This is a genomic window from Bartonella sp. AP40SXNS (genome assembly GCF_042195825.1).
In the GTDB taxonomy this organism is placed as follows: Bacteria; Pseudomonadota; Alphaproteobacteria; order Rhizobiales; family Rhizobiaceae; genus Bartonella.
This window is the reverse complement of the sequence record NZ_JBHIPB010000008.1, coordinates 52,597-77,257: the sequence shown is the minus strand read 5'-3', so window position 1 is coordinate 77,257 and position 24,661 is coordinate 52,597. Positions and strand designations below refer to the sequence as shown.

Below are 24,661 nucleotides of genomic sequence, written 5' to 3'. Positions count from 1 at the left end.
GTGGTTCATTTTTAGCAAAATAAAGAAAATATCTTAAGGAACATCTCTATGCATAAGAATCTTTTGTTATGTACAGCCGCTTGTGCTTTATTTTTTTCTTCTTTTAATTTCACATCTACCAGCACCGCCTCTGCTCTAAGCCCCCAGGAACGCCATGCCATTGAAGGGATTATGAAATTACCTGAACAATATCGCCATGCCATTGATTTAATAAACACACCAACACAAGCAGAAAAAAATCTTGAAAAGATAGCCTCTGGCGCCATGATGGAAGATAATGCGCACTTCAACCAAGCACTTGAAAATCATATGGATCGTGTAAGAGATACGATTAACAGCTCTTTTGCAGGTGCAGGTCGTTATGGTTCTGGTGCTCATATAAACGTGGTGAACCGTGAAATGGATAATATACGTGCCCAAGCCATGGCAAACAAACACCATCAAGATATGCAAATCATGATGCAAGCCAGAGCAAAACTTGGACAATTACGTCAGAATCGATTAAAAACAAGAGAAAATTTATTACGTGGCTACGACAAAGCAGTTTCCGATACCGTAAAGGCGGCAGCAATCCTTGAAGCTGATAACCAACAGCGTGTTAATGCTGCACACCAACAATGGGTAAGCCAAGACAATCGTGATTGGCACAAACTGCAAAATACAGCAGAAATATTACATAAGGCGGCACAAGTGGATACTGCCTTACAAGGACAAAACAAGGAACTTTCCAATACTTTACGCAAAGCAGTATTAGAGACTTTGAACGCGGATGGAATAACCAACGTGGAGAGAAAAGAAAAAACATCCCCTCCTCCAAAGAGCACTTCATCCACAAGAACAAAGCATGGAATTACACGGCCTACAATAAATGAAAATTCGCAATCTGATATTGATCCCCAAACAAACACCACTTCCTCGGAATCAAAAACGACTCTTAATACATCAGAAAAAGCGCATATGAAATTGCTCCCAAAGGTTGAGAATACTGCTACCGCGGCTACAGAGAGCACCTCTAAACTTACAGATGATGATAAAGCAACCGCAGCTTCTACTTCTCTTGATGGAACAGCAAAAAGCACAACTCTTACACCACAAGGAGAAAGTTCTTTAACCATGCCTATTGCGATGTTTGCTGTTGGGTTTAGTGATGTCAACAATCAAAATATCTTGTTAGACAATATGCAAATAACAATGTTTGAGCCCAAAGATCATCCAGAGAGAGGCGTTTTCTTATCCTCTTATGGCAATAAAAGCACCTTTTCTTCTAAGGTTCAAGCAAAACAAGATGGTATCCAAGCAGATATTCGCTATGCTGCATTGCAAGCAGGAGCAACACTAATAGCGCTAAAAGATCAAAATATCAGCAGCAACTTTGGTCTTTTCGGAACATATGGGAAACTGTCTTTTACTCCTAAAAACAAGGAGAGCTTTCAAAAAAATATGTTTGATAAATGGTCACTCACCGCATATGGAAATATTCAGCATGACAGTGGCATCTATGCAAGTGCCTTTCTCTCTTACGGAATTTTCAAAGAAAATCACGCTACAACTCTCATCAAACATACCTCAAAAGTGAAGAATAGTAAAACATTAGGAGCCGCTGCAACTGTTGGTCAAAAACTGTCAACCAGTTTGGAAGGTGTAATCCTAGAACCGCAAGCACAACTTGTTTATCAACGTCTCATGCTTGGTTCTTTATCAGATAGGAGCTCTTTCTCAGATGACGATAACTCTAAAATAGACATAAGTAATCCTTATCAATGGCTGCTCCGTATTGGCGGACGTTTAACGCAAAACAAAGGACATGCTGTTTCTTTCTACGGCAAACTGAACATGATCAAAACTTTTAGTAAAAATTTTCAGCTTGCAGCTATGGGATCTTTAATCGAAGGTGGTTTTGGTATTCACACACACTTATCACAAAATATTCAGCTTCATAGTGATCTCAGCTATCAACATAAATTCAAAAAAGCTGGCATCTCTGCAATAAATATTTCCGCTGGAATGCGCTATCACTTTTAAAAATACTTGTATTCCTTATCTTGAAATATGAAGAGATCTCATTATGTTTCGTTTTGTCTCTTACAAAAGAGACATAATGAGGTCAAAGTTTTACTTTTTATGAGAGAGGGGGAAATATTTTAGGAATACATCCATATGAAAAAAAGCTTCTTACTATACACAGTTTCCGGAGTTTTGTTTTATTCTTCCAGCAGTTTGTCTTATGCTATTCATGCTATGACTCCAACGATAGATCTCTCTTCTCCCCCGACAACATCTGACTCCAAAAAAACGATCATCCCCCCTCATCCTACCGGAAATGAACCTACAAAGTCTACTCCTACAAGCACTGTCGTTCCTCACATGCAACTTGGAGAAAAATTAAGGAGATATACACGCTCTTCATATGGAGAAACGACACATTCTTCAACACACCCCCAATCATCTGAACACCCTACAAAGCCTAAAACCTCCACAGAATCTTCTGAACCTGGAACAATTACACAACCTGAAACACCCCCTAAAAACACAGAAACGTCCAAGGCTTCTTCTCAAAATTCTAAAGGAAAAACGACATTCCCAAATGTAACCATTGAAAATACAACTTCTTCCTCAAAACAAAAGCCTAGGCATGCTCGAGAAAGTATACAAACATCAAAAACTAAAACGACAGAAAGTTTACAGTCTAGCCTTACAGCCACACAAAGCGATATTACACAATCACCATCGACAGAAATAGCTCCAACGAGAGAAGAAACTGCAACAACAAGGATACTTTTAACAAAAGGAACAGCTTCAACAACAGGAATGGAAGCAAAATCGAGAAGGCGTTCAGGAGCCACCACCTCTTCTACAGATTCTTCCAGCGAAAAGACGCCTCCAAGTTCTGCTGTCTCTTCACAATCAGAAGCGACACAATCTGCACCCAATTTACAACCAACACCTGCAAACTCTGAATCTACAAGAGCGGAATCTACAAAACCAGCAACAGAGCTATCACCAACGTCTAAAGAACCAGAACTCACACAGCCAACATCATCACGATCACCAGAATCTGTACGACCAACGCCCACACAACCCACATCTGCCCAAAAGGTATCTGGAAACTCTGAATCTACAGAGGCGGGCATTACAAGACCAACAGCAGAACAATCACCAGTGCCTAAAGAGTTAGAACGCATACAGCAAACATCTTTAAGAATAGAAACTGGAAAACCAGCATTACAGGTACCACCAAAATCTGTAAAACCAGCGCCAGTGCAATCTTCATCTGCACAAAAAATGTCTGAAAAACCAGAGATTGAAAAACCAATATCACCAATAAAACAATATGAAAAGTCTACACAAATTGAGGATATAAGCGCTGGAGTTGAAGCTAAAAACGGTAAGACCATAACGTTACATAACAAAAAAATTCAAGACAATAGTTTTGCTGTACATGCAGAGGGAAATAATTCAAAAGTCAACATGATCGGGGGAACAGTTGATGCGCGTTTTGTTGCACTAAGCGTATCAGATGGTGGAGAAATTGATGCTACAGGCATTACTGCAACAGCAGAAACAGCTGCTTTGGTAAACATGGAGGGCACAATAAAACTTAAGGATTCAAGCGTACATGTCACGGGAAATTATGAAGCAGACGGTATTATTTTCCGCAACAATCCGTATAATGCCCCTAGAAAACGATATACACGCAATGCTAAAAAGAACACCAATGCCGTTCAAGAACAAGATGTAGCCAATATTGCTGATAAAGTAACCCTAGAGAATACAAAGCTTTTCGTTGAACATGGTAGCGGTATCAACCTTTATGGAACAGGCGTAAACGGAGAAGTCAACCTTAAAAATTCAGAAGTTCATGCCGATATTTTATTAAAAAATATCAAGAATGAAAGTGCCTCCACAAACACCATTACATTAGTTGCAAACCACTCTTCTTTAGAAGGTCGGGTAAGAACTTCTGAAGATAATAGAACAGTTTTTGATCTAAAAGAGAGGACGAAATGGCTTTTAAAGGCGAATAAAAATGTCACAAATAATGATAATATTTTAAATGACTATAGACAGTTTGGTGTTGATGAAAAATCATACTCTAATCTTTCTGAATTGCACCTTACAAACAGTGTCATTATGTTTGACAAGCCAGTGGAGGGACATTATCAAACTCTGTTTATAGGACCTAATCTTTCGCAAGAAGACGAAACAACTCACACAGCAGCGGTTTATAGTACAGCGGGTCTTGCAGAGATTTATGTAAACACTCAATGGGATAAACATTCTCCTATCACGGAACAACAAACTGATCGCGTTGTGATTAATGGCGATGTCTCAGGGAGTACTGTTGTTCACATCAATCTCCAAACCGATAGCTCTGCTATTTGGGAAGAACGCATGGCGTCACTTCCTTTAGGGACACATGGGATTTCAATCATTCAAGTTTCCGGACAAGCAAATGAAAATTCCTTCACGTTAGCAGGAAACTATACGACAATAGGTGAACAACCTTATAAATATGTACTCACAGGCTATAAACCAGGAACATCTCATGAGAGCCAAAATCTTTTTGGCAAAAATAATCATGATTTTTGGGATTTCCGCTTACAGAATGCCTACATTGATAAAGACAAAAAAGTTCGAGCCCTTTTACCACAGGTAGCAAACTATTTAACCATATCTAATACTTTATTTTCTGCTGGATTTACTGATGTAAACAATCAAAACACGTTGTTAGACAATATGCGCACAACAGTATTTGGGGCAAAAGACAATAAAAAGAATGGTATCTTTTTCTCTTCCTACGGCGAGAAGGTCACCCTATCTTCCAACCGCGATCCACTGCACTATGGTTATGGTGCTGATGTAAACTATACTGCCTTACAATTAGGAGGCATATTAGCCGCCTTAGAAAGCAAAGACATAAGCGCATATTTTGGTCTTTTAGGAACGTACGGAAAGCTTGCCTTTACGCCAAAAGAGATGCAAGATTCTGAAAAGACAACGCTTGATAAATGGTCACTTACCGCTTATAGCGGCATCCAGCATAGCAATGGTATATATGTCAACGCTCTTCTTTCTTACGGAACCTTAAAAGGAAATATTACCACAGCTCTTGTTGGGAATGCCGCAAAATTAGATGGTACCGAGATGCTTAATATATCTGCAACCATTGGTCAGAAATTAGCAACCGATACAAAAGGGCTGGTCTTTGAACCACAAGCTCAATTCATTTATCAAAATCTCATATTTGATATTTTCTCAGATACCAATGGCTTAAAAGTAGACATGGGCAATCCACATCAATGGTTGATCCGTTTTGGTGGACGTTTAACAAAAACGATAATGGCTGTTGAAGAAAACAAGGCTGTTTCCTTCTATGGTAAAATGAATGTTATCAGAACTTTTGGCGATGGTAAAACAATAAAAATTGCTGATACCTTTCATGTTGATCCTACCGGCTCTTCAGTTGAGGGAGGCATGGGGGTGAATGCATATCTTTCTCAAAATATCGTACTAAACGCCGATATCAGCTATCGGCAAAAACTGCAAAAAGCCGGTGTATCTGGCACCAATTTTTCTGGCGGGATACGTTATCGTTTCTAAAGCAGAAGTTAATTTTAACTTAAATAAAAGGGCAGCACAAAGTGCTGCTTTTTTATTTAAATTTATACATTTTTTAATTCTCAAAAATCATTATCACATCAAAGAAGATTTTGACTTATAATATTTCTTTTGCGTATTGAATAAAAAACTGAATACCATAACAATCTCTCATCAAAATACCCCACGCATAAAATTTTTATGTCTTATATTATGACCACACCTCAAGCGATAATGTTTTTATAGCACAACAGAATAAGCATTCATGCGGATTTTAAAAAAGTCAGCACCTTCTTCGCTGTAGACGCTCCATTTATTTTAGATGATGTGCATTTAATATACCTGCTATAAAGACTAGTATCTGGTATAAATTCTTAAAGGCATGTTTTTCCTCTAAAATCTCAATGCTACAGCAGCTCCATTATAAGACAAGATATTGATTTATAAAGACAATTAATTGTTTTCCATGTTAAATGAGAAACCAGAATATCGTTAGATTCTTTCATTTTAGACCTGTTCCATGTTGAAGCAACAAAAACCATATTTCTTACAAGTGACAAGAGGGAAGAGCCATGGGGATAAAAAACTATTAAGAAAAGATTAAAAATGCCTCTAATGAACTATCTCAAGTGCCAAGGGCTGTAGCAACATTGGGATCAAACAAAAAATATGACAGTGTTGAAAAATATAACAATATCAATTTGCTCTTTTATTAAGCATAAAGATGGTCGCGCCCTATAGATTTTATATTATTTCCATGGGAACTTTCTTATTATACCATTCACAAGCACCGTTGCATCAAAGATATCGTTGCACTGCCCCACAAACACCATCACGAAATAGACTTGAGAGCTTAGATATCTCTTTAAAACAAGGCCGTGAATTAGGAATAACAAATCCATTCTATTTTGAGTATTTTGTTGAGTATGAAAGCCATCCCCCCAGTAAAAAACACAATAAAAAAAGCGTGAAACAATGTGTAATCTTCATTATTTAACAGATAGTGCTTTAGATACTTTTGAAAGACATAAGCTAAATTAAAGGACAGTGGTACAAAGGGAAGCTGATTTCTACCCTCTTTATTCTTTCCCAATAAGATCACCTCCCCATTTCAAATATTACGCCAACAAAGGTATCGCACTATATTCACTCAAATCTGGATGCTCTCTCCAATCTGGTATACAAAAACTAAAAACAGCAGAAGAGAATATTAAACCGCTTTAATTTTTGTCTCAAACATATAGATTTAAGCAACTAACCGCTTCATATCACCACACTTCAAAGGACAATACTTCATGAAGCTTATAGGCAATATTCATCACATACTCTTCATCATTCATGCTTTTTGCTAACTTGGTGGTTATAGCAGAGTGAACGCACCCGATCCCATCACGAACTCGGCCGTGAAACGCTCCAGCGCTGATAATATTTTACCTTAAGGCAAGGGAGAGTAAGTCGCCGCCAGATCTGCTAAATGCATGCAAAAGACCAATGTATAAACCTTACATTACCACAGCCCCAAGGAAGCTGTTTTTAAGGCATCACAGGCTGGTCTAAATATTCTCTTGATCGCCTCTCCCCCTAAACTAAAAAATGAAGCTCCCTATTAACTCAGTCTGCAAACAATGCTCTGTAAATAATCCGCCTTCTCTGAGTTCTCTTCCGGCCAGCTTCTCACCGCATGCGGTTCACATCACGATACCTTTAAAAATACTGTTTTAAGAACAGCGTTTTACAGTACATCAGGATAATAATTTAAATACCAAAATGCGCTTAAAACAAGTCTATTCACTAAACGCACTATTTATCCAAATCAACTGCCCCACCTAATCATTGTCATTAGTTAGAACAGCCCGTATTAATCAGATTTGAATTTATTCCTCTATTTCTTTTGCACGTCCAGATAGTTGTATAGCTTTAGAAAGATCATTAACTGCATTTAAATGTGTTTGAAGTAATTCACTATTACGCTGTAATTTTTCTTGTAAATCAGACAACAAACTTTCAACCTCATGCTCAATATCTTGATTCATGTAGCGCTTCACATCACTCATGGATTTATTAAGATCACGCAAACCACGTATTTTACGCAAATTTATTTCTTCGTAATCTGGAACACCACTGCTCTCTAGCATATTGCTTTCATAATCAACAACTTGAGCTAATCCTTTAACAGCAGCAACAAATTTTGTCATCGCCCAATCACGATCAATAAGGTTGTTATCAAGAACTTTTGCTTTTGCCGCAAAACTATCATCACCATATTGCACTACAGACATTTTTACTTCCCCTTCAACACTATTGTTCAATCTTACTTTCAAATGAGGGAGATTAAACAGGTTCTCTTCAATGCTGATACACTCAACCAAGCTCGTAATCGAACATTGCTACAACAGCACGACAATCCTTCAAAGTGTATACCACTTCAACTTTTAACGCGTTCTCTCAAATATTTTTTCTTTGCTCCAAAACCATCATTGTGGCTATACTAATCCATCAAAACGCTATAAACTCAAACCTTACAGCAATATCGAAACTTCCATATTTGCTCTGTCTATTTCGCCTTGCCGATTTTATCTTTGCCGATTTTATCACGAGCTCATCTTCAATAGAAAATAACAATGCTAGAAAATAACAATGCTTTCACGAGAACTTCAGCCACCACGAGAACTTCAGCCACAAAAATATCTGCCGACAAAAAACCGCAGTCTATCTTGCAGCATATAAAGACTTAAGCCCATCAAAAATTTCAGCATTTTACTGATAGAAGCACTTTACCCTCCATAACCTCATGGCTCTCTCTGCACTTAAACTTGTACACCTTCTGGCACCCCATAAGATGGCGCCCGACAAGATCAGTTTGCACCCATTCAAAAGGACACCCCCCTCTCCCATACTCTTTCTGCACACATGCAGTATTTTGCATAAAACACAAAAAGAATGCTCTTTTGAACAGATCAGCCATACAGCAATATAAAAAAGGACACCTTAAAATAGCTAAACAGCCATCAATCTTCCTTTTTTAAATTATCATTCGCTTTTCTTTGCAATAAACGACTATATAAGATTTTTTGAACCTTTTCAAGAGTTTCTTAGCCAATCAGTTCGATACGTCTTCAATCGCATATTCACGCGCTTGTTTTAAAGAAATATCTCTTAAGTGCACCCAAGCCTATTTAGCACCGCGGCCCATGAATGGTACAATGATAAATCTTCCATGACATGTATAAAATCCATTGAGCACTTTCCATCTTTACGCTTAATAAAAGAAGCAAGCCAGCACCATCACATATTTTTCTAACCCCTTATGTTCTGATACCCTTGGCACTTGAGACGGTTCATAAAGCGTGGCCTTTCTTGTATAATTTCTCTGCGCATGGGCGCTCCCTGCTTGTAACTGCAAAAGACGTTGTTTTGGTTAATTCACCACGAAACAGATTTGGAATAAAAAAAATTCCAGTATTCAGGGATCTAATTCAAGTTGAATAACGATAGATTATCATCTATAAATCAAAATATTATCCAATGCATAATGCTTAACGCTCCCCCCATTGATATTTTCAGAATTTTCACAGCATCTTCTTACAGATTATTTCATTCCATAACACAGTTTGCTCTTAATATCGCGACTTTACATGTGCTACTGGTATAAAAACAGAGAAACAATCATTTTATAATCAAGGTACAATTTTTGTTTACGATCTTTCTCTCGTTTTCAACCTTTTAAATGCAGCTCTTCTCTTTCATAATCATCACATTTCAAATCTATTCCATGTTGAATAAATTAAAATCACTTGCTTGCACATCACAAACAACGCCTTGATGTGTTGATAAAATACGCTGAAAGAAAAATGCCTCTTATGAACCTTAGCAAATGCCCAGAACTATAATAAACATTGGAAGCAAGCATACAATAATTGTGACTTGCTCTTTCATAAGTATAAAAATGATAGCATTCTATAAATTTTTATATTATTCAAATTTTATATTATTTCACGAGAGCTTTACTGTTATACTATTCACATTTACCGTTATACCATTTACGAGTGTCATCGTAAAATGTCTGTCGTGTGCGTTGAGAGATGTTTCTTTAAAACAAGTACATAAATATGCAATACAAATATACGAATATACAACATAAGTATATTTCGTTTGGAGCGTTCTTTACTTTTGTGCAAAATATGCCCCATTAGAGCAGCATTAACCAATCTTGCTATGAGATAAACGATCAGAAAACATTTTTGTCTTCCGCCGCTCACCTTAAAGAACCAAGATCTTAACTCAATCGGCTCTGTACGCAGTCCGAATTTTTGTCAAACGCTCTTCTCTTGACTTTCCCCTCATCTGATTCACTTAAACGAAAAGCTCAACAAATAAACCTACGAATATTCATCGTACACTAAAAAATACTTAAACGTTCCAAGAAAACTTATATGTCTTATATTATCGTTATAAATGACAGTGCTTTATAGCATAACAGGATAAAAAAAGTTTCCAGAAACACAAAACTTACAAAATCAATCAATAGTCCTTTTAAAGCTTTCTTTTTTAGTATTCACAATACTCCAACTCCTTAAGCTTTTATAAAAAAAGGAACAATTTTAAGCTTGCCGAATATATTGTATCAGCATATATTACAGATTGTAACATATTGTTATTCATAAAATCACCTCAAAAAGAACAGAAAGAGGTTTTTATGGCTGATCTCATAAAAGCCGCTATGCTTTATTCAACCTTGATTATCACCATCAATGCTTTTGTTGTTATTTTAGTTCTCGTAATAGAAATATACTAAGCATACTCTTTTGGCTTTTTATAATCTGTGCAAATGAGCATCTTAATTTCACATAAGAGCAAAGCAGAATTTTAATTCTACAGATAAACCACACACCTAATTTCAAACATCGCTTGCAACTATTTGAGTATAAACTCTGCTTTTTGTATGCATTTTTAACCATCAGTGTCCGTCTTTTCACGCTATCTTGAATCTCAACTTCACTCCCAGCTTAAAAAACGAAATTTTCTACCAGATCCGATCTGTAAATAATTTGTCTCCTTATTGAGTAAGTTTCTCTTGCTCCCCCCTTCAAGGGCATATCACAATTCTAAAGGATAATATTTCATGAAGCTTATAATAAATCTATTGAAAACCATCTTTACCCTTATGAGAAAATAAACCAGCAGCATCACACACTTTTCCAGCCCCAAATGTTGCAACAATCTTTAGCACTTGAGATCGTTCATAAGAGGTATTTTTACTTCTTTCTTCAACAGTTTTTATCCACACGGCTCTCCATGCTTGTAACGTGCAAGAAGATGGTTTTAATTAATTCAACCGAGAACAGATTTGGAATAAGAGAAGCTTACGTTATTCGAGATCCTTATTCAACATAAAATAATTAAATTATTTTTATAAATCAAAATGTTATTCAGAAAAACATTCATCACACACTCGAGAACAAAAAACACCTCATACGTAAAGTTTTATATGCGCTCCACCGCTCAACATGATAATATCACAACACAATTAAGATAAAAAAATAACAAGGAAAACCCTTGTAAACTCACAAAAGAGAGAGGAGAAAAATGAAAAGATGTGGAGAGCGCTCAATTCCTCACACATCCAGCAAAACCGTCCTAGCAAAACAGCCTCACAACTTAACTAATGTTATAATATTCTCAAATCAAAAGCAATTTTTTTAAAATAGTTTGAGAAAAACATTTGAGTATGAAACGATAATAATTCTATTCAGAATGTTTTTCTCTTTATTAAAACAGAGAAAAGTAATTTCCAAACAAATGTTTCCTCCGAATTTTTCCGAAATTAGCCGCAACGCTTAAAGACGATCTTAGTGTGATGAAACATTTATTTGTGATAAACGCAAAAAAACACCCCAAAGATAAATTTAATCTCATATTTTAAATACATGTAACCAAAGCATTAAAAAATTAGCAGTAACACGTAACAACTCATTGGGAGGCAATACTATCTACAATTGAAAGCACTTTTGGGCTTAACAATGACAGTATAGCATCCGTTTATACAAAGAGTACTAAGCGTAAAAGACTAATTCTTGAAGCCATAAAAAGACTCTCTAAAAGTTAGAGATAGCCTGAAAACGCAATAGAATCAATAACTAAACAATTCTTTATTTATTGAACTGTATGTTTTTAATTAATGCCAAACATAAGTTCCATATATGCTTGTCTGGCATGTTGGCAATTTTTAGATTTCTCCATAGAAGATTGATCCAGCTTTTCACATTTTTTTGCCCACTCTTCGAGTAATGTTTTATCTTTCTTAAATTCCGCTACGCTATAAGTTTTTTCACAACCAGCAACGACAAGTCCAGTACAAACCAGCAATGCTGTAATAATAACTTTATTCATAAATAAATTCCCTTTTTTCAAATTTACAAAGTTTAGGACACAATTTAGGGCCTTAAAAAAAGTTCTACATATGCTTGTCGAAGGTTTTTACAATTTTGAGAGGATTTGAGCGGTGAATCATCCTTCTCACATTTCTTTGCCCATTCCTCGTATAATTTTTCATTTGTTTTAAATTCTTTTACACTATAAGTTTTTTCACAACCAGTAACAGCAAGTCCAGTACAAAGGAGCAATGCTGTAATAATGACTTTATTCATGATTTAATTCCCTTCTTTTTTATCTTCAGTTTTTTCTTGGTCGTCCTTTCCAGAGCCGAAAATTCCCCATTTTTTACGAGTTTCTAATTCAGCTTGTTCTGCGTTTTTACAATTTTTTGAATCAAAACTTCCTGCAATAAAACATTTCTCTAACCACTGATTGAGTAATTTGGGATCTTTCTTAAACTCTGCTACGCTATAAGTTTTTTCACAACCAGTAACGACAAATCCCACGCAAAGCAGTAGCGCTGTTATAATGATCTTGTTCATGATTTAACCCCTCTCTTTGTTTTATATTTTATTAACAATATCTTTGGGTTCACATCCCCTCCTATATTGTGACCTTGCGTCTAACTTTCCTTTGCAAATACGTACACTTCCAACGCAAACATATTAAATCATGAAAACTGCTTTCATTTATCAGACTTGCATTTGTAACATTATCTGCACGGCAGCTCTTTGTATTTGAAGTGTTAAAACTTCAGCAAAAATTCTGATATCTTGACATTCTCAAAAAGCTTTTTAATCATTTCTTTTCCTTCAAGAACCTCTTGGTAACGAGAACAGTACGAATATCTTACCCAAAATTCGTTATGCCTATACCCATTGCAAATTCCCTGCAAACGAAAGAATACACCTTTTAATCAACTAATTGCGCTCTTATCATTTCTAAACCACCGGAAAAGAAAGCTTTAAGTCCCCCCCTGCACTTTTTAAAAGCCAATAGAAATGCTAAAAAAGCAATCTTATACATTCCAATTGAAGAAAAAAGCCTATTGCCTTGCGTACCATTACAGCTGGCATTAACTATTTAAGACTATAAAATCATATAAATGTAAGAAATATTGTCTATAATATGCTCAATGACTTCTTTTGTTTATTAGGAAAAATTATAGCGCGTCAATATCAGTAAATTTTACTTATTTTTATCCCCCCCCTTTATAAACATGAATATAATTTAATAAAACGGATTGCTGCATAACAGAAAAAAATAATCAACGCTACTCTTAATTACATTATTACATTATTTACCCATGTATTAAGTAAAATAAACAAAAATAACCTGATGTTTAAAATCATTATCAAGATAATTTTTATGGAAGAATAAACTTATCTATTCATCTAGCGGATAAGATCACAAGTAGTATGATGATTATCACATTTATAGGGAAAAGTTTGAAACGGAGAATTTTTCGCAAACTCATAGCTCTTTCATAAGATGATACAGAACCTTATGAAAAACAACTTAAATGAAGCAACCATCGTGAAAAAAGAAGAGCACTTTTATTATTAACTTCGTATAAAAACAATCGATATCATCTCTAGAAAAAGAACTCAAACCAATGAAATTATCGTATCATTTTTTACACTTTTCCGTATTTTTGTGAAAGCAATTCGCGGACCTCATCAGCTATTTTAGTTCCACGACTTGCACAACTGACCTTAATCAACCGATGCAAACTTTCTGGTATATCAATCGTGAGGCGCTTCATACCTCCACTCATGCTCCCTTTGTGGCTTCCTACCCATGCATCCGCTGTTAAAGGAATTGATTTATTGGTTGGTTTTGTGCCGATTTTAATTTTTTTATTCATCGCGCTAACTCCTTGATTTCCGCTGCAACCGCTTCAATCTCTGCTGCTGCTGGTCCTTGCTCATCAACTTCATAAACCGCCTTCCCCTGTGCTGCTGCTTCTGCAAAAATCACGCGCTGCGCAACGCTAGAAGAAAGAACATGCACGAGGTATATGCCAAGAGCTTCGTTCACATCACGCCCTATCGCTGTATTGACGATTTTACGATTAATGACAAAAGCAGATTTAAGATTTTCTTTATAAACGCGTGCTTCATCAATCAGCTTTACAATTCCATCCGCTGCCCAAATATCATAGGGACTAGGCAAAACAGGGATAAGCACCAAATCCGAAGCCATAAGAGCACTACGAGCAAGATCCGTCACACGCGGAGGACCATCGATAATAATATGATCATAACCATGACCAATCTGTGTAATCTCTTTGTGAACCGTTGCACGCGGTAAACCAATAACCGAAAACAAAGGTGCATCTTCACGTGCAGCAGCCCAATCCAATGCGCTTCCCTGTGGATCAACATCAATAAGCAATACACGTGCACCAGTACGTGCAAAACTGGCGGCAAGATTAACACTCAACGTCGTTTTTCCGACACCTCCCTTTTGATTCAAAAGTCCAATGATCATCCATTACGCCTTTCAGTATTATCGTTTTTACGATTATACTGAAAGTAATAAAAGAAACAAGCATCCAATACGTGCAAAATAACCATTTCTCCCATTTTCAGGATAAATAACAATAGCCCGCAATTTTTTATAATATTCTTTAACATGAGCAAAACATTATGAAGATGATATTCTTGAAAATAACAAAATAAATTTAAAAGAGGCATGCTCTTCTTCCCCCCTACCCTAAAACGAAGATTCTTAAATCCATGTCGATCTGTAAACAATGTGCTGTAAATGATCCAGCTTCTTATTTTGCACCGGCCTTTTGGGATTCTCCCTTCATGCAATCCACTTAATGCAACTCTACAAACAAACTCCACTCTGAATATACAACAAACTATAAGGAGAATTCATTGTTTTGCACGTTGAATGAGAGAGCTGAAATCAGGAAGATTCTCTCATTTCATGCCTCTTATATTAAATTAATCAAAATCATATCTCTTGTACGTTACAAGCGGGATTGGCGTGTGGGCAAGAACTGTACAAGAAAGGATTTAAAATGCTTCTTATGCAGAATCTCAAGTACCAAGAACTATTACAATATTGGGGGTTGGCAAATATAACAATGGTACCGACTTCCTTCTTCATAAGCGTAAAGAGAGTGGTGATCCATGAATTTTATACTCTTTGACGCTCGACAGAGTAAAATGGGCTTAAGAGAAATAAGGATACCTCTAGCAAGCGCGTAAACAAACAACACAATGAAATATCTATGTTTAGTAAACACTATAGATTATCCATAAAGACCAAACATCCGTCTTTTATAAGATCGCATAACGAACATGTTGCGGAATGAGATATTTTGCATCTTACAGCTCATTTTTCCCAAATAGATCTTCTCGACAAAAAGAATATTTTTGTTAAGATGCCAGTGAAAAACTTACCTTCATTATGTTCTTTCTATATATTAGACCAGAGGGTATCGTGAAGATCGTGCAATTGAGAATAAATAAAAATGAATTTACAACAAATTGAACCTGATATTTTTATCAGCGCCCAACTTAGCATAGAAAATATCAAAACATTGGCACAAGCTGGTTTTAAAACAATTATCTGTAACCGCCCCGATCACGAAGAGCTCCATCAACCTGACTTTTCTAGCATTAAAACGGTCGCAAATGAATATGGCATAAAAGCCTATCACATTCCCATTTCTCCTCCAACTATAGAAAAGTCAGCTGTTGAAGCCATGCAAACAATTTTAAAAACAGCCTCTCTGCCTCTTCTTGCCTATTGTCATCACGGATCACGCTCGCTGCATCTTTATCGCTTAGCGCGTCTTTAAACAGAGGGGTTGCATACTTCCGCCTCGTCTTAAAAGACGAAGATTCTTAAATATACATCGATCTGTAAAAAAATAATCAGTCAATAATCTTTGTCTTGCACCTTTCCACTCAGGCTTCACATTTCATAAAACTCTATGAGCAAGCTTTGCTCCTCAATATACAACAAGCATGCACACCCGAAGCCATAAAAATGCATGAAAATTCATATGATGATCAAAGAAAATTATTTTCACCTCACTTTTTATCACTGCTCCACCTTCTTTTTCTCTTCCTTTACCAATACGAGCTCATTCATACGCCACAGACACCTAAAACGACAGTAAAACCACTAAGAAAACCCATATTCCGAATAAAAGGCATGCAGAGTATTTTATAAAAAAGCCGTAAGCCATAATCTATGATTAACTGCGACATATTGATTTATAACAATTAATTATTTTGCACGTTGAGTGATAAATCCTAATACCGTAAGATTCTCTCAAGTCTATTTATAGTGAATCAATCAAAAGCGTGTTTCTTACATGTCACAAGCAGGAAGTGTTCATGTGAAATAAAACGAGTTAAGAACAAACTCTCATAAGCGCTCTCAAATAGCCTAGACTGTACAACACTAAAGGCTTGTCAATATAACTGATGGTGTCGGATTCTCTTTTATTAGGCATAAAGATGATAGCGCTCAACGAAACTTGCATGATACCATTCATGAGAGCCATCATGAAAATGAATATGAGAAGCGTTGAGAGATATTTCTTTAAAAGAAGTGCATAAATTAGTAAAACAAGGACATTCCAGCATTTTATTTTACCTGTGGGACCTGATATCCTATGCAAAGAACAACAAAAGCCTGAAGCTGTTATTTTCATGATTTAAGAGATATTGCTCTGGACACTTTTGAAAGTGGCAAACCCGAATGTAAAAAAGACTGTCATCTGGACTGATTTTCCCCTTTATAACTTCATATTTTTCCCCAATAAGGCTGTAAACCGGTTTCAGAGATTATCCAAATGAATATAGCAATAGACTCTCCCCATCTGGTATACAAAAGCTGTAACAGTAGAGAGAGCACTAAAGCGCCTTAATCCTTATCTCAAACATACTGCTCGCGTTGAGAATCGCTAAACAAAAAGTTTTATGAGAAAAACAACACCATAAAGTCATGAATAGACCGAACATAGATTGGAAAGATGTTCTAACTTTTATCCAATATTTCTATCAAAAAACAACAAAACATTATTGGCTTTGTGTTTTCATATCCTTACAAGACTGTCTTTCCTTTTCATTATGGGCGTTACATTTGTGAAAGACAAAGGAAATATATGGATAGTTTTTAACTTGAAAATCTGAAAGATTGACGTGTTACGACAACAAAATTGTGCCTTTATCCATCAAAAGCATTAGAAATTTTGAAACAATACAACTGCTTTCTCGCAATGATTTCTTTTATCTACAATCAATCGCAGTCTCCTTAATATGCATTCCCCATCACAATATATAAGAGAAACGAAACTTAAAGCATTTTCCAGCAGCTTCATTCTCGTTTACGTGATTGGTCAGCACGAAAACTGCTGCTGACCACTAATCTTCTTCACAAGACTCGACAAACAAAACTTTTTTAAAAATATTCATTACATAATACAAAATATCACATGCGTAAGGTTACACGAACCAACTCTCATCATAAACGATGATACAGCATAAATGACATAATAAGCCAAATTAGAAAAAAGAAACAATAAACTTTTAAATAAAAAAAGTCATCAATTAAATTTTATCAAACTATAAGCTTAAGATCGCAAGAAATTTTAAAAACAGCCTTTCTCCTTCTTCACGTCTATTAGTGCTAAATAGGCTGGTTGCTTATTCTTTACTGCATCTTTTATGATAAGTTTTAACGTATCAGAAAGAAACAAGCAGTAAAGTTTTGAATGACAACAAAAACCATAACGTTAACTTTGAAAAAAATGATGCCAAAATCAGATCTTCAGATATTCGATTCTCCCTCTCAACAACGGAAAAAACATATATTCCACGATGTTTTGGAATATATCTTTGTGATTATAATCACTTTAAGTGCTATTTTTACAGCTCTTCTCTCTTTTTCAGATCAGTTTAGGACATATTTTTAAAAGTAAGCAGCCTATCCAACGTTGATAATGGTTGTACTGTCTTTAAAACTTCTTTTGCTTTTTTTTCATCACGATGCATTTGCGCAATCAAAGGTTCAAGCCCATCAAATTTTTCTTGTCCTCGCAAAAACTGGAAAAAAGAAACGATACAGCTTTCCCCATAAAGGTCGTCGTTAAAGTCAAACAAATAGGTTTCCAAAAGGGGCGCCCCATCCTTAACAACCGTTGGACGACAACCAAAGCTTGCAACACCATCATACAAAACACCGTTCGCACGACGCAAACGTACCGCATAAACACCATGAGCCAAACGAACTTGGGGAGGCAACATTTGATTAGCGGTAGGAAATCCCAAAAGACGTCCAAGTTTTTCACCTTGAATAATATTGGAGCGTATCCGATAGTGATACCCTAACAAATGGGCTGCTTTGTCCACTTCCCCTTGTGAGAGAAGTTGCCGAATAAAACTCGAGGAAATGATCAAAGATTGTGACTCTTGAGGACGAGCAACGCAAGGAACTTGCACAACCTCAAATCCATATTTCTCTCCCCTTTGGCAAAGAAGATGTACATTTCCACTTTTCTGATGACCAAATTGAAAATTTTCGCCTGTCACCACAACTGAAACATCAAAAACTTCCTTTAAAAACGACTTAATAAATTCGTCCGCTGAAAGAGCGGCAAACTGTGCATCAAAGGGCTGTTCAATCACGCCGTCAAAACCAAGGGTTTTAAAAATTTCAGCTTTTTCAGCTGCCTCTGTCAAACGATAGACAGGAGCTGAATGTTGAAAAAAACTTCTTGGATGGGGTTCAAACGTTAAAACAACAGATGGTTTCTTTTTTATACGCGCGAAATCAAGTGCTTTTTGCAACACCACCTGATGCCCACAATGAACACCATCAAAATTTCCAAGTGCCAACACTGCTCCCCGCCAAGCCGAGGGAAACATATGAATTCCCTGAAGACGCAAAAAATTAGTCATTACTGAAGTGCCCACATGATTGCTTGTGGTTTATAACCATGATGTTCAAGAAAAGAATGCAAAGCTTGCTTATCAACCACACCCTTTTGCGTATAATCATAATGATGAATCCCCCCCATAATATAAAGGGCATCAAGACCAAAGTGAGCCGCCCCCTTAATATCCGTTAAAAGACCATCACCAATAGCTAAAACTTGACTTTTTTCTACTGTTCCCCGTATTTTTTGAAGTTTTTCAAAGGCACATTCATAAATAGGCGCGTGAGGTTTTCCAGCAATGCGCACCTCCCCCCCTAATTGTTGATAAAGACGAGCCAATGCACCAGCGCACCAAAATTCTTTATTTCCATAATGGACAATCACATCTGGGTTCGCACAAATAAAAGGTAAATTCCGCGACCGCATACGACGAAACATCTCCTCATAAGCAGAGGGTTCTTCGTCAAAATCTTCAAGAAAACCGCTACAGACGACAACAGAAGCCTCCCATTCTTCAACAAATTCACACTCTAACCCTTCAAACAGCACCAAATCACGTTGTGAACCAATGAAAAAAACTTTACGTGGAGCAGTCTGAATGAGATCGCGCGTTACATCCCCTGAAGTGATAATGGCATCATAATAGTCGCTATGAACATTCATGCTTTGTAATTGAGCAGCAACATCTTCCTGTAGCCGAGGAGAATTGGTTAATAAAATGACAGTTTTTCCCATTTGTCGGATTTTATACAACGCCTTCAACGCTGGTTCAAATGCATGCACACCGTTATGCACAACACCCCACACATCACAAAAAACAGCATCATAATGCGCTATAATAGTCTCAATATGGGTAAGTTCATTCATGGTGCACCTATCTCTATTTGTCATTTAAAGCTGTCTTTTACTTTAAAACTACTTACCGAAAGATAATACTTGTGTCATCTGCTTTCTCAAACCATATCCCAACTTTTTATCGTCTATAGAGATCATAAGAAATGATAAAATAACTAAGTTATCATTAAGTTGTGCAAAATTCTAAAATGCTTGATAGCAAAAGCTTATCATTCCCCAATGCTCATTTTTCTCATAAAAATTTTAATTCTAACAACAACGACGTTGATAGAGTTTTTTATCTAAAATACTCAAATTCTTCACTGAGAAAATAAACGTATCCCCCTCTTAAAAACATGCATCATGAGAAAGCCCAATATATTTTCTCATTTCAAATTTGTTTATATTGAGTCAATCAAAACCTATTCGCTTACACATTATAAGCAGAGAGCGTACAGATAAAAACACGTGAAGAAAGAAAAAATAGCTCTTATGCTCCCTTTCAAAGGCAAAAACTGTCGTAATATTTTGAACTGGCAGAGAGTATGTGTCGTCCGAGCATCTTTTTTTCAGTAAAGATAGCAATATAGCTTTTATCCCATTTATAGAGGCTTTTACGCTATATACTTTACGAAGCGCCATTGTAAAATAGGCGCTAACATTGAGAAATATCTTCTAAAACAAACATGTGAATATACAACAATCAGATCTATAATGTTTTGAGTTTATTTTGCATGAGGGCTCTTTACTCATAAAAGCTTTCCCCTATCATCATGATATCTCAGACGCATCAAAACAAGCCATTTTGGTTATTGGTTAAGAGCAACACCGTAAGCGGTGCCTTGAGCTTAAAAACCAAGCTTTACCTTCGTAAAATGCATATCTGATGTCATGAGTTGAGTAAGCAAACCTTAAAAGTTTGAAAGGCAAACAACCTCCTATTAAAAAAAATCTATCCGTCTCAAGAAAAACTATTTTTATTGCCAATCTCCTAAAATTACTTTATGAATCGAAAAGTGTTTTGATCGCATACGCAACGATCAAAAGGGGTCTTGAAAACCCAAAACCCTAGCGTAAAAATAAACCCACTATGTGGGTATCCCAGAATTCCGAGAGATTTTCCTATGTCCAGGTGCTCCAAGCACTAAAAGCAAAATGCTGACTAGGGTTCAGTGTTTTCAAGCTCTCGGAATACCAATGCGAGGGCGCTCGCACCTAGAGGGGGAAAATGCAAGCTCAAAATCTTAATATTGATCTTTTTGTAGGCAAAAAAATTCGCTTTAGGCGAAAAATGCTAAAAATGTATCAAAAAACATTAGGGCATCATTTAGGTATCACTTTCCAACAAATCCAGAAATATGAAAAAGGCTTAAATCGCGTGAACGCAGGACGTTTAAAGGAAATTTCCGATATTTTGAATATTCTGCTTGCCTTTTTTTACACTGATATTGTCACAAAAGAAAATACCCCATACCATTATGATGAAATCGCAGCAAGCAGAGAAGAATATTTGCTTTTAAAAAGTTTTAGAGTCCTCACATCTGTTAAACAGAAAGCGATTTTAAACTTAATTTGTGATCAAAATTAAAACACTTTAAAAGCATAGCTATAGGGTACTACACGCCCTATTCTTGGCTTTCTCCCCACACCTCAAGGGACGCTCCCTCCTCAAACCGGTTGATAAACAATCCGCCTTCTCAAAAATAGCTCCTTCTCAGCTTCCAATTTCATAGGATTCCTTTCACAAAATTATATAAAAAAGCCCTCCCTTGAATATTCATCACACTCTCTTATCAAAACAGCCTATGCATAAATTTTTGTGTCTTATATCACCATACCGCAAACAATAGTGTTTTACAGCACAATAGGACAAGCATTCATACGTATAAAGGGTAGCGCCCTCTTCGCTGTGGACACTCCATTAATTTTAAACGATGTGCATTTAATATACTTTCGTAAGATGCCTGCTTATAAAGGCATAAAGGTGAAAACCATTTACCATCTTTCCCATCTCCTTTTAATTCAGCTTTACGGCTTTCAAAAATACCCAAAGCAATATCTTTTAAATAATGCAGATTGCTTATTGCCTCACGCTTTTGTTTATCGCGTTCTTTAATGGGGTAACAACCCTCACGTAAAATAGAACGCCACCCAATTTCCAATTCATAGACTTGTTTAAAAAAACATCTCTTAAAGTACCCAAGCCCACTTCGCGACAATGCCCATGAATGGTATAACGGTAAATTCATTGAGCAGCCCCATCTTTACGCTTGTGGGGAAGCAACCCGGCACCATCACAAACTTTGCCAGCTCCCAATATTGCAACAGCTCTTGGCACTTAAGACGATTCATAAGAACTATTTTTAGTCCTTTCTTATACAAATTCTATCCACATACTCACCCCGCTTGTGATATGCAAGAAAGTGATTTTGATTGCTTCAACATAAACAGGTTTGAAATGAGAGAATCTTACGATATTCGGGACTCTCACTCAACATACAAAACAGTAAATTATCATTATAAATGAATTTATTGTATAAAGACTTGGTATCATTATACATTCCTAAAAGCATATTCTTTCCTCTAAAGTCTCAATGCGATACCAATGCCATCATAAGACAACGCGATCCTATACTCTCGTGAGAATAACCCTCAATTTTACAAAGTTGAAACAAAAAACATAATGACCAATACAATTTGAGGCAATTATCTAAAAAATGATAACGATTACTACCTATAAAAATTAAAGAAGCAATTATTCTTTGAATAGTAACTTCTTTATTGAGACATTAATATATCAAAATTTATTGTAGAGTGTATATTTCTATTAAAAGCCGTGTTCACGACCTGTAGAATCAAGCTTTGGCGAGAAAAATAGTTCATTATCTGCTTGGAGAACATTTTGACAATTTTTAGATTCCTGAACAGCTAGTCCTGAAAGAAAACATTTCTTTCCCCATTCTTCTCTTAATTTTGCATCTTTCTTAAAATCTTCCACACTATAAGTTTTTTCACATCCCACAACGAATAATAGAGCCATGCATAATAAAATAATTTTTTTCATTTTACCCCTCTTTAAAGAGCTTATTTGTTAACATCATCACCTAAATGGATTTTTAATTTTCACACTGTATGAGAATACAGCCTTACTATTACTTGCTTGCTTTCACAGCAAATACTCTGAGTAAAATAACGCAAGAAGAGCTCACGACAACCATTGTATGAATTTGTCATAAATACTATGAGAAGGAAAAAGCCAAAACTGACCACAAATGATAAAATCAGAAAGCGGACTAAAGCTTTTGTCCAACTAATTTCAAATATAGAGACTGTGATAAAAATTATCCCTATCCAGTAGGATAATCTATGAACATTATAATGGTTAGTATTGCGATCAATGAACTATGAGGCCATAATAAAAAAGTACGAGCCCCTTCTTTTACCTATTTATATTTTGGTCATTGTTCCCCATCGAAGGCCTAAATAGAAACGTTTTGTGATATATAGAAAACAATCAGCAATGCAAATTATTTTTACGAAGATTTCTTCGTGTAGAGTCTATTTGAAATCCATCCATCATTTGGAAGTCTGAATTTAAAAGCAGATAATTATGAAAGCTTTTCAAGAAATGCAACAGATTGATCACTTTTAAATAAGTAAAAAACGTGATCCAATCCTGAAGACAAAATTCTGATGAAAAAACTTTTGCTATGAATTCTTTTAAGGCATTGTGAAAGATTCTATCCGTTATATCAAACCTTACACCATTTTGAAATTTGTTCATTTTTACTTTTATCAACACCACTCTAGAAATCCGTTTCTTGAGCGTTTTTTATCGCCTCACTTCTCCTTCAAACACAAATACTCAAAAATGCTTTGCCACCAACAATGACATTCCCGCCTCTTTTTAAAGCACATCAATAAGAGAAGCTATTTTAAGAGCAAATCTCTCTTCAACATGAATGTATCATCCATTTACTTCATAAACGAAAATAATCTCACCGTTTATTCAAACTTGCTCTACGATTTAGTACAATTTTATTGATAAAGTTTTTCTATAAAGATTTAAGTCAATAGGTTCGTTAAAACCAATCATGGACTAGCAAAGGGGTTGTAGGATCCATTATCTCGCCGCCATTTTAAAGGTTCAGTGAAATGACTGGACCAAAGACCAATCTTGTTGTCGCGTGCTTTTTCTTCCGCATGATGATACTGGGCTGGAATAGGATTTTTCCCCTCTTTTGAGAGTACCAACATACCTTCTTTAAGACCTTCCTCAGCTAAATCACCCCCCTGAACAAAACATTGCGCATAATAAACACCATTGTGCTTCAAAGCCTGTTTACAGGACAAATCCTGTCCAAGTGTTTTGGTGGCAAGCCAAGCCGTTGTAACCGCACCACAGGGCCATTCTTGATCATTTAATCTTGCTTTTTGACGGGGTGCACATGTGTCCACACCATAAAGATGAATATCACGGGAGATATGTGAGCGCCAAGATTGTGCAGCAGGCGTCAGTAATTTAAATGTAACCCCACTTGTAACAGAAGCCTTACCATGAAAAACAACAGCATTATTTGCAACATCATTTAATGAAACACTCTTCTGCAAATCGAGAGCTGGTTCATTTTTTTCTAATTGCTGTTTGGTGATAGATCTACCCAACTTTTTTTCTTCTCGATAGAGATCGACAATATCTTGGATATCTTGCGTCTCAAATGTTTTAAGAATGCTGAAATCCATTTTATCTTTATATTGGCTTAATCCCCACACCGTAGCCCCCATAATGTAAATAATAACAATCAATTTAAATAGCATCTCTTAACACGCTCGCTCAAAAAATTCGTTTTTTTCCTATCATGTCAGATTATTGATCAGCAATCCCCTTGTTTTTAAAGAAAAAATCCAAATATAAGTGTTGCAGATTAACTACATTTTGTAAAG

At 36.1% G+C, this 24,661-nt stretch carries 15 protein-coding genes, 1 rRNA gene and 2 pseudogenes; 6 read left to right on the top strand and 12 right to left on the bottom strand.

Going from position 1 to position 24,661, the window contains the following annotated elements; all coding sequences use genetic code 11:
• The first annotated feature begins 48 nt into the window (after positions 1–48).
• The 3 genes from ACFILZ_RS06775 (at position 49) to rrf (ending at position 7,065) form a co-directional block, all read left to right on the top strand.
• Positions 49–2,022, top strand: a complete 1,974-nt coding sequence (locus ACFILZ_RS06775; protein WP_375610583.1) for an autotransporter outer membrane beta-barrel domain-containing protein — start codon at positions 49–51, stop codon at positions 2,020–2,022.
• 135 nt (positions 2,023–2,157) lie between these two features.
• Entirely contained in the window at positions 2,158–5,601 is a 3,444-nt protein-coding gene (locus tag ACFILZ_RS06770; protein WP_375610584.1) for an autotransporter outer membrane beta-barrel domain-containing protein, read from the top strand.
• Positions 5,602–6,950: 1,349 nt separating this feature from the next.
• Positions 6,951–7,065, top strand: a 5S ribosomal RNA gene (rrf, locus tag ACFILZ_RS06765).
• 407 nt (positions 7,066–7,472) lie between these two features.
• On the opposite strand, the gene ACFILZ_RS06760 is transcribed toward rrf, so the two are convergent.
• The 7 genes from ACFILZ_RS06760 to parA all read right to left on the bottom strand — a co-directional run bounded on the left by ACFILZ_RS06760 (position 7,473) and on the right by parA (position 14,466).
• Positions 7,473–7,877 carry a flagellar protein FlgN gene (locus tag ACFILZ_RS06760; protein ID WP_375607272.1) on the bottom strand — a complete coding sequence of 135 codons (405 nt, stop codon included), beginning with the start codon at positions 7,875–7,877 and terminating at the stop codon, positions 7,473–7,475.
• A gap of 2,861 nt (positions 7,878–10,738) precedes the next feature.
• Complete coding sequence (locus ACFILZ_RS06755; RefSeq protein WP_375610585.1) at positions 10,739–10,885, bottom strand: hypothetical protein; 147 nt, start codon at positions 10,883–10,885, stop codon at positions 10,739–10,741.
• 884 nt (positions 10,886–11,769) lie between these two features.
• Positions 11,770–11,988, bottom strand: coding sequence for an EexN family lipoprotein (locus ACFILZ_RS06750; protein ID WP_375610586.1), 219 nt, complete (start codon positions 11,986–11,988; stop codon positions 11,770–11,772).
• Positions 11,989–12,032: 44 nt separating this feature from the next.
• On the bottom strand, positions 12,033–12,245 hold the full coding sequence (locus tag ACFILZ_RS06745) for an EexN family lipoprotein (protein ID WP_375610587.1): 213 nt from the start codon (positions 12,243–12,245) through the stop codon (positions 12,033–12,035).
• A 3-nt stretch (positions 12,246–12,248) separates the two neighbouring features.
• Entirely contained in the window at positions 12,249–12,515 is a 267-nt protein-coding gene (locus tag ACFILZ_RS06740) for an EexN family lipoprotein (protein WP_375610588.1), read from the bottom strand.
• A 1,094-nt stretch (positions 12,516–13,609) separates the two neighbouring features.
• Positions 13,610–13,840, bottom strand: a complete 231-nt coding sequence (locus tag ACFILZ_RS06735) for a plasmid partition protein ParG (protein WP_273790969.1) — start codon at positions 13,838–13,840, stop codon at positions 13,610–13,612.
• Positions 13,837–14,466 (bottom strand): ParA family partition ATPase, encoded by a 630-nt coding sequence (parA, locus tag ACFILZ_RS06730; protein WP_375610589.1) that lies wholly within the window; start codon positions 14,464–14,466, stop codon positions 13,837–13,839. The genes ACFILZ_RS06735 and parA overlap by 4 nt, the downstream gene beginning before the upstream one ends.
• Positions 14,467–15,463: 997 nt before the next feature.
• On the opposite strand from parA, the gene ACFILZ_RS06725 reads away from it, so the two are divergent.
• Positions 15,464–15,793, top strand: coding sequence for a TIGR01244 family sulfur transferase (locus ACFILZ_RS06725; RefSeq protein WP_375610590.1), 330 nt, complete (start codon positions 15,464–15,466; stop codon positions 15,791–15,793).
• Between the two features lie 161 nt (positions 15,794–15,954).
• Positions 15,955–16,181, top strand: a pseudogene (locus ACFILZ_RS10225) (D-alanyl-D-alanine carboxypeptidase); the annotation flags it as partial.
• Between the two features lie 1,722 nt (positions 16,182–17,903).
• On the opposite strand, the gene ACFILZ_RS06720 reads toward ACFILZ_RS10225, so the two are convergent.
• Together ACFILZ_RS06720 and ACFILZ_RS06715 are read right to left on the bottom strand one after the other, a co-directional pair.
• A complete protein-coding gene (locus ACFILZ_RS06720) occupies positions 17,904–18,905 on the bottom strand; it encodes a bifunctional riboflavin kinase/FAD synthetase (RefSeq protein WP_375610591.1) in 1,002 nt (333 codons plus the stop codon).
• Positions 18,905–19,750, bottom strand: a complete 846-nt coding sequence (locus tag ACFILZ_RS06715) for a TIGR01459 family HAD-type hydrolase (protein ID WP_375610592.1) — start codon at positions 19,748–19,750, stop codon at positions 18,905–18,907. Before ACFILZ_RS06715 ends, ACFILZ_RS06720 begins: the two co-directional genes overlap by 1 nt.
• A gap of 1,195 nt (positions 19,751–20,945) precedes the next feature.
• Between ACFILZ_RS06715 and ACFILZ_RS06710 the strand changes: the two genes are divergently transcribed.
• Positions 20,946–21,305: a helix-turn-helix domain-containing protein gene (locus ACFILZ_RS06710; protein ID WP_375610593.1), complete on the top strand. Its 360-nt coding sequence runs from the start codon at positions 20,946–20,948 to the stop codon at positions 21,303–21,305.
• Between the two features lie 382 nt (positions 21,306–21,687).
• On the opposite strand, the pseudogene ACFILZ_RS06705 reads toward ACFILZ_RS06710, so the two are convergent.
• The 3 genes and pseudogenes from ACFILZ_RS06705 to ACFILZ_RS06695 all read right to left on the bottom strand — a co-directional run.
• Positions 21,688–22,078 (bottom strand): annotated as a pseudogene (locus ACFILZ_RS06705) (integrase); the annotation flags it as partial.
• A gap of 466 nt (positions 22,079–22,544) precedes the next feature.
• Positions 22,545–22,781, bottom strand: a complete 237-nt coding sequence (locus tag ACFILZ_RS06700) for an EexN family lipoprotein (protein WP_375607261.1) — start codon at positions 22,779–22,781, stop codon at positions 22,545–22,547.
• A gap of 1,028 nt (positions 22,782–23,809) precedes the next feature.
• The gene (locus ACFILZ_RS06695; protein ID WP_375610594.1) at positions 23,810–24,535 is read right to left on the bottom strand and encodes a thermonuclease family protein; all 726 of its coding nucleotides are present in this window, start codon (positions 24,533–24,535) and stop codon (positions 23,810–23,812) included.
• Positions 24,536–24,661: the final 126 nt, after the last annotated feature.

Coding starts and splice junctions, on each gene's coding strand:
- ACFILZ_RS06770 (WP_375610584.1), top strand. CDS start 2,158: ATGAAAAAAAGCTTCTTACTATACACAGTTTCCGGAGTTTTGTTTTAT.
- ACFILZ_RS06750 (WP_375610586.1), bottom strand. CDS start 11,988: ATGAATAAAGTTATTATTACAGCATTGCTGGTTTGTACTGGACTTGTC.
- ACFILZ_RS06695 (WP_375610594.1), bottom strand. CDS start 24,535: ATGCTATTTAAATTGATTGTTATTATTTACATTATGGGGGCTACGGTG.
- ACFILZ_RS06715 (WP_375610592.1), bottom strand. CDS start 19,750: ATGAATGAACTTACCCATATTGAGACTATTATAGCGCATTATGATGCT.
- ACFILZ_RS06710 (WP_375610593.1), top strand. CDS start 20,946: ATGCAAGCTCAAAATCTTAATATTGATCTTTTTGTAGGCAAAAAAATT.
- ACFILZ_RS06745 (WP_375610587.1), bottom strand. CDS start 12,245: ATGAATAAAGTCATTATTACAGCATTGCTCCTTTGTACTGGACTTGCT.
- ACFILZ_RS06725 (WP_375610590.1), top strand. CDS start 15,464: ATGAATTTACAACAAATTGAACCTGATATTTTTATCAGCGCCCAACTT.
- ACFILZ_RS06700 (WP_375607261.1), bottom strand. CDS start 22,781: ATGAAAAAAATTATTTTATTATGCATGGCTCTATTATTCGTTGTGGGA.
- ACFILZ_RS06720 (WP_375610591.1), bottom strand. CDS start 18,905: ATGACTAATTTTTTGCGTCTTCAGGGAATTCATATGTTTCCCTCGGCT.
- ACFILZ_RS06735 (WP_273790969.1), bottom strand. CDS start 13,840: ATGAATAAAAAAATTAAAATCGGCACAAAACCAACCAATAAATCAATT.
- ACFILZ_RS06775 (WP_375610583.1), top strand. CDS start 49: ATGCATAAGAATCTTTTGTTATGTACAGCCGCTTGTGCTTTATTTTTT.
- parA (WP_375610589.1), bottom strand. CDS start 14,466: ATGATCATTGGACTTTTGAATCAAAAGGGAGGTGTCGGAAAAACGACG.
- ACFILZ_RS06760 (WP_375607272.1), bottom strand. CDS start 7,877: ATGTCTGTAGTGCAATATGGTGATGATAGTTTTGCGGCAAAAGCAAAA.
- ACFILZ_RS06740 (WP_375610588.1), bottom strand. CDS start 12,515: ATGAACAAGATCATTATAACAGCGCTACTGCTTTGCGTGGGATTTGTC.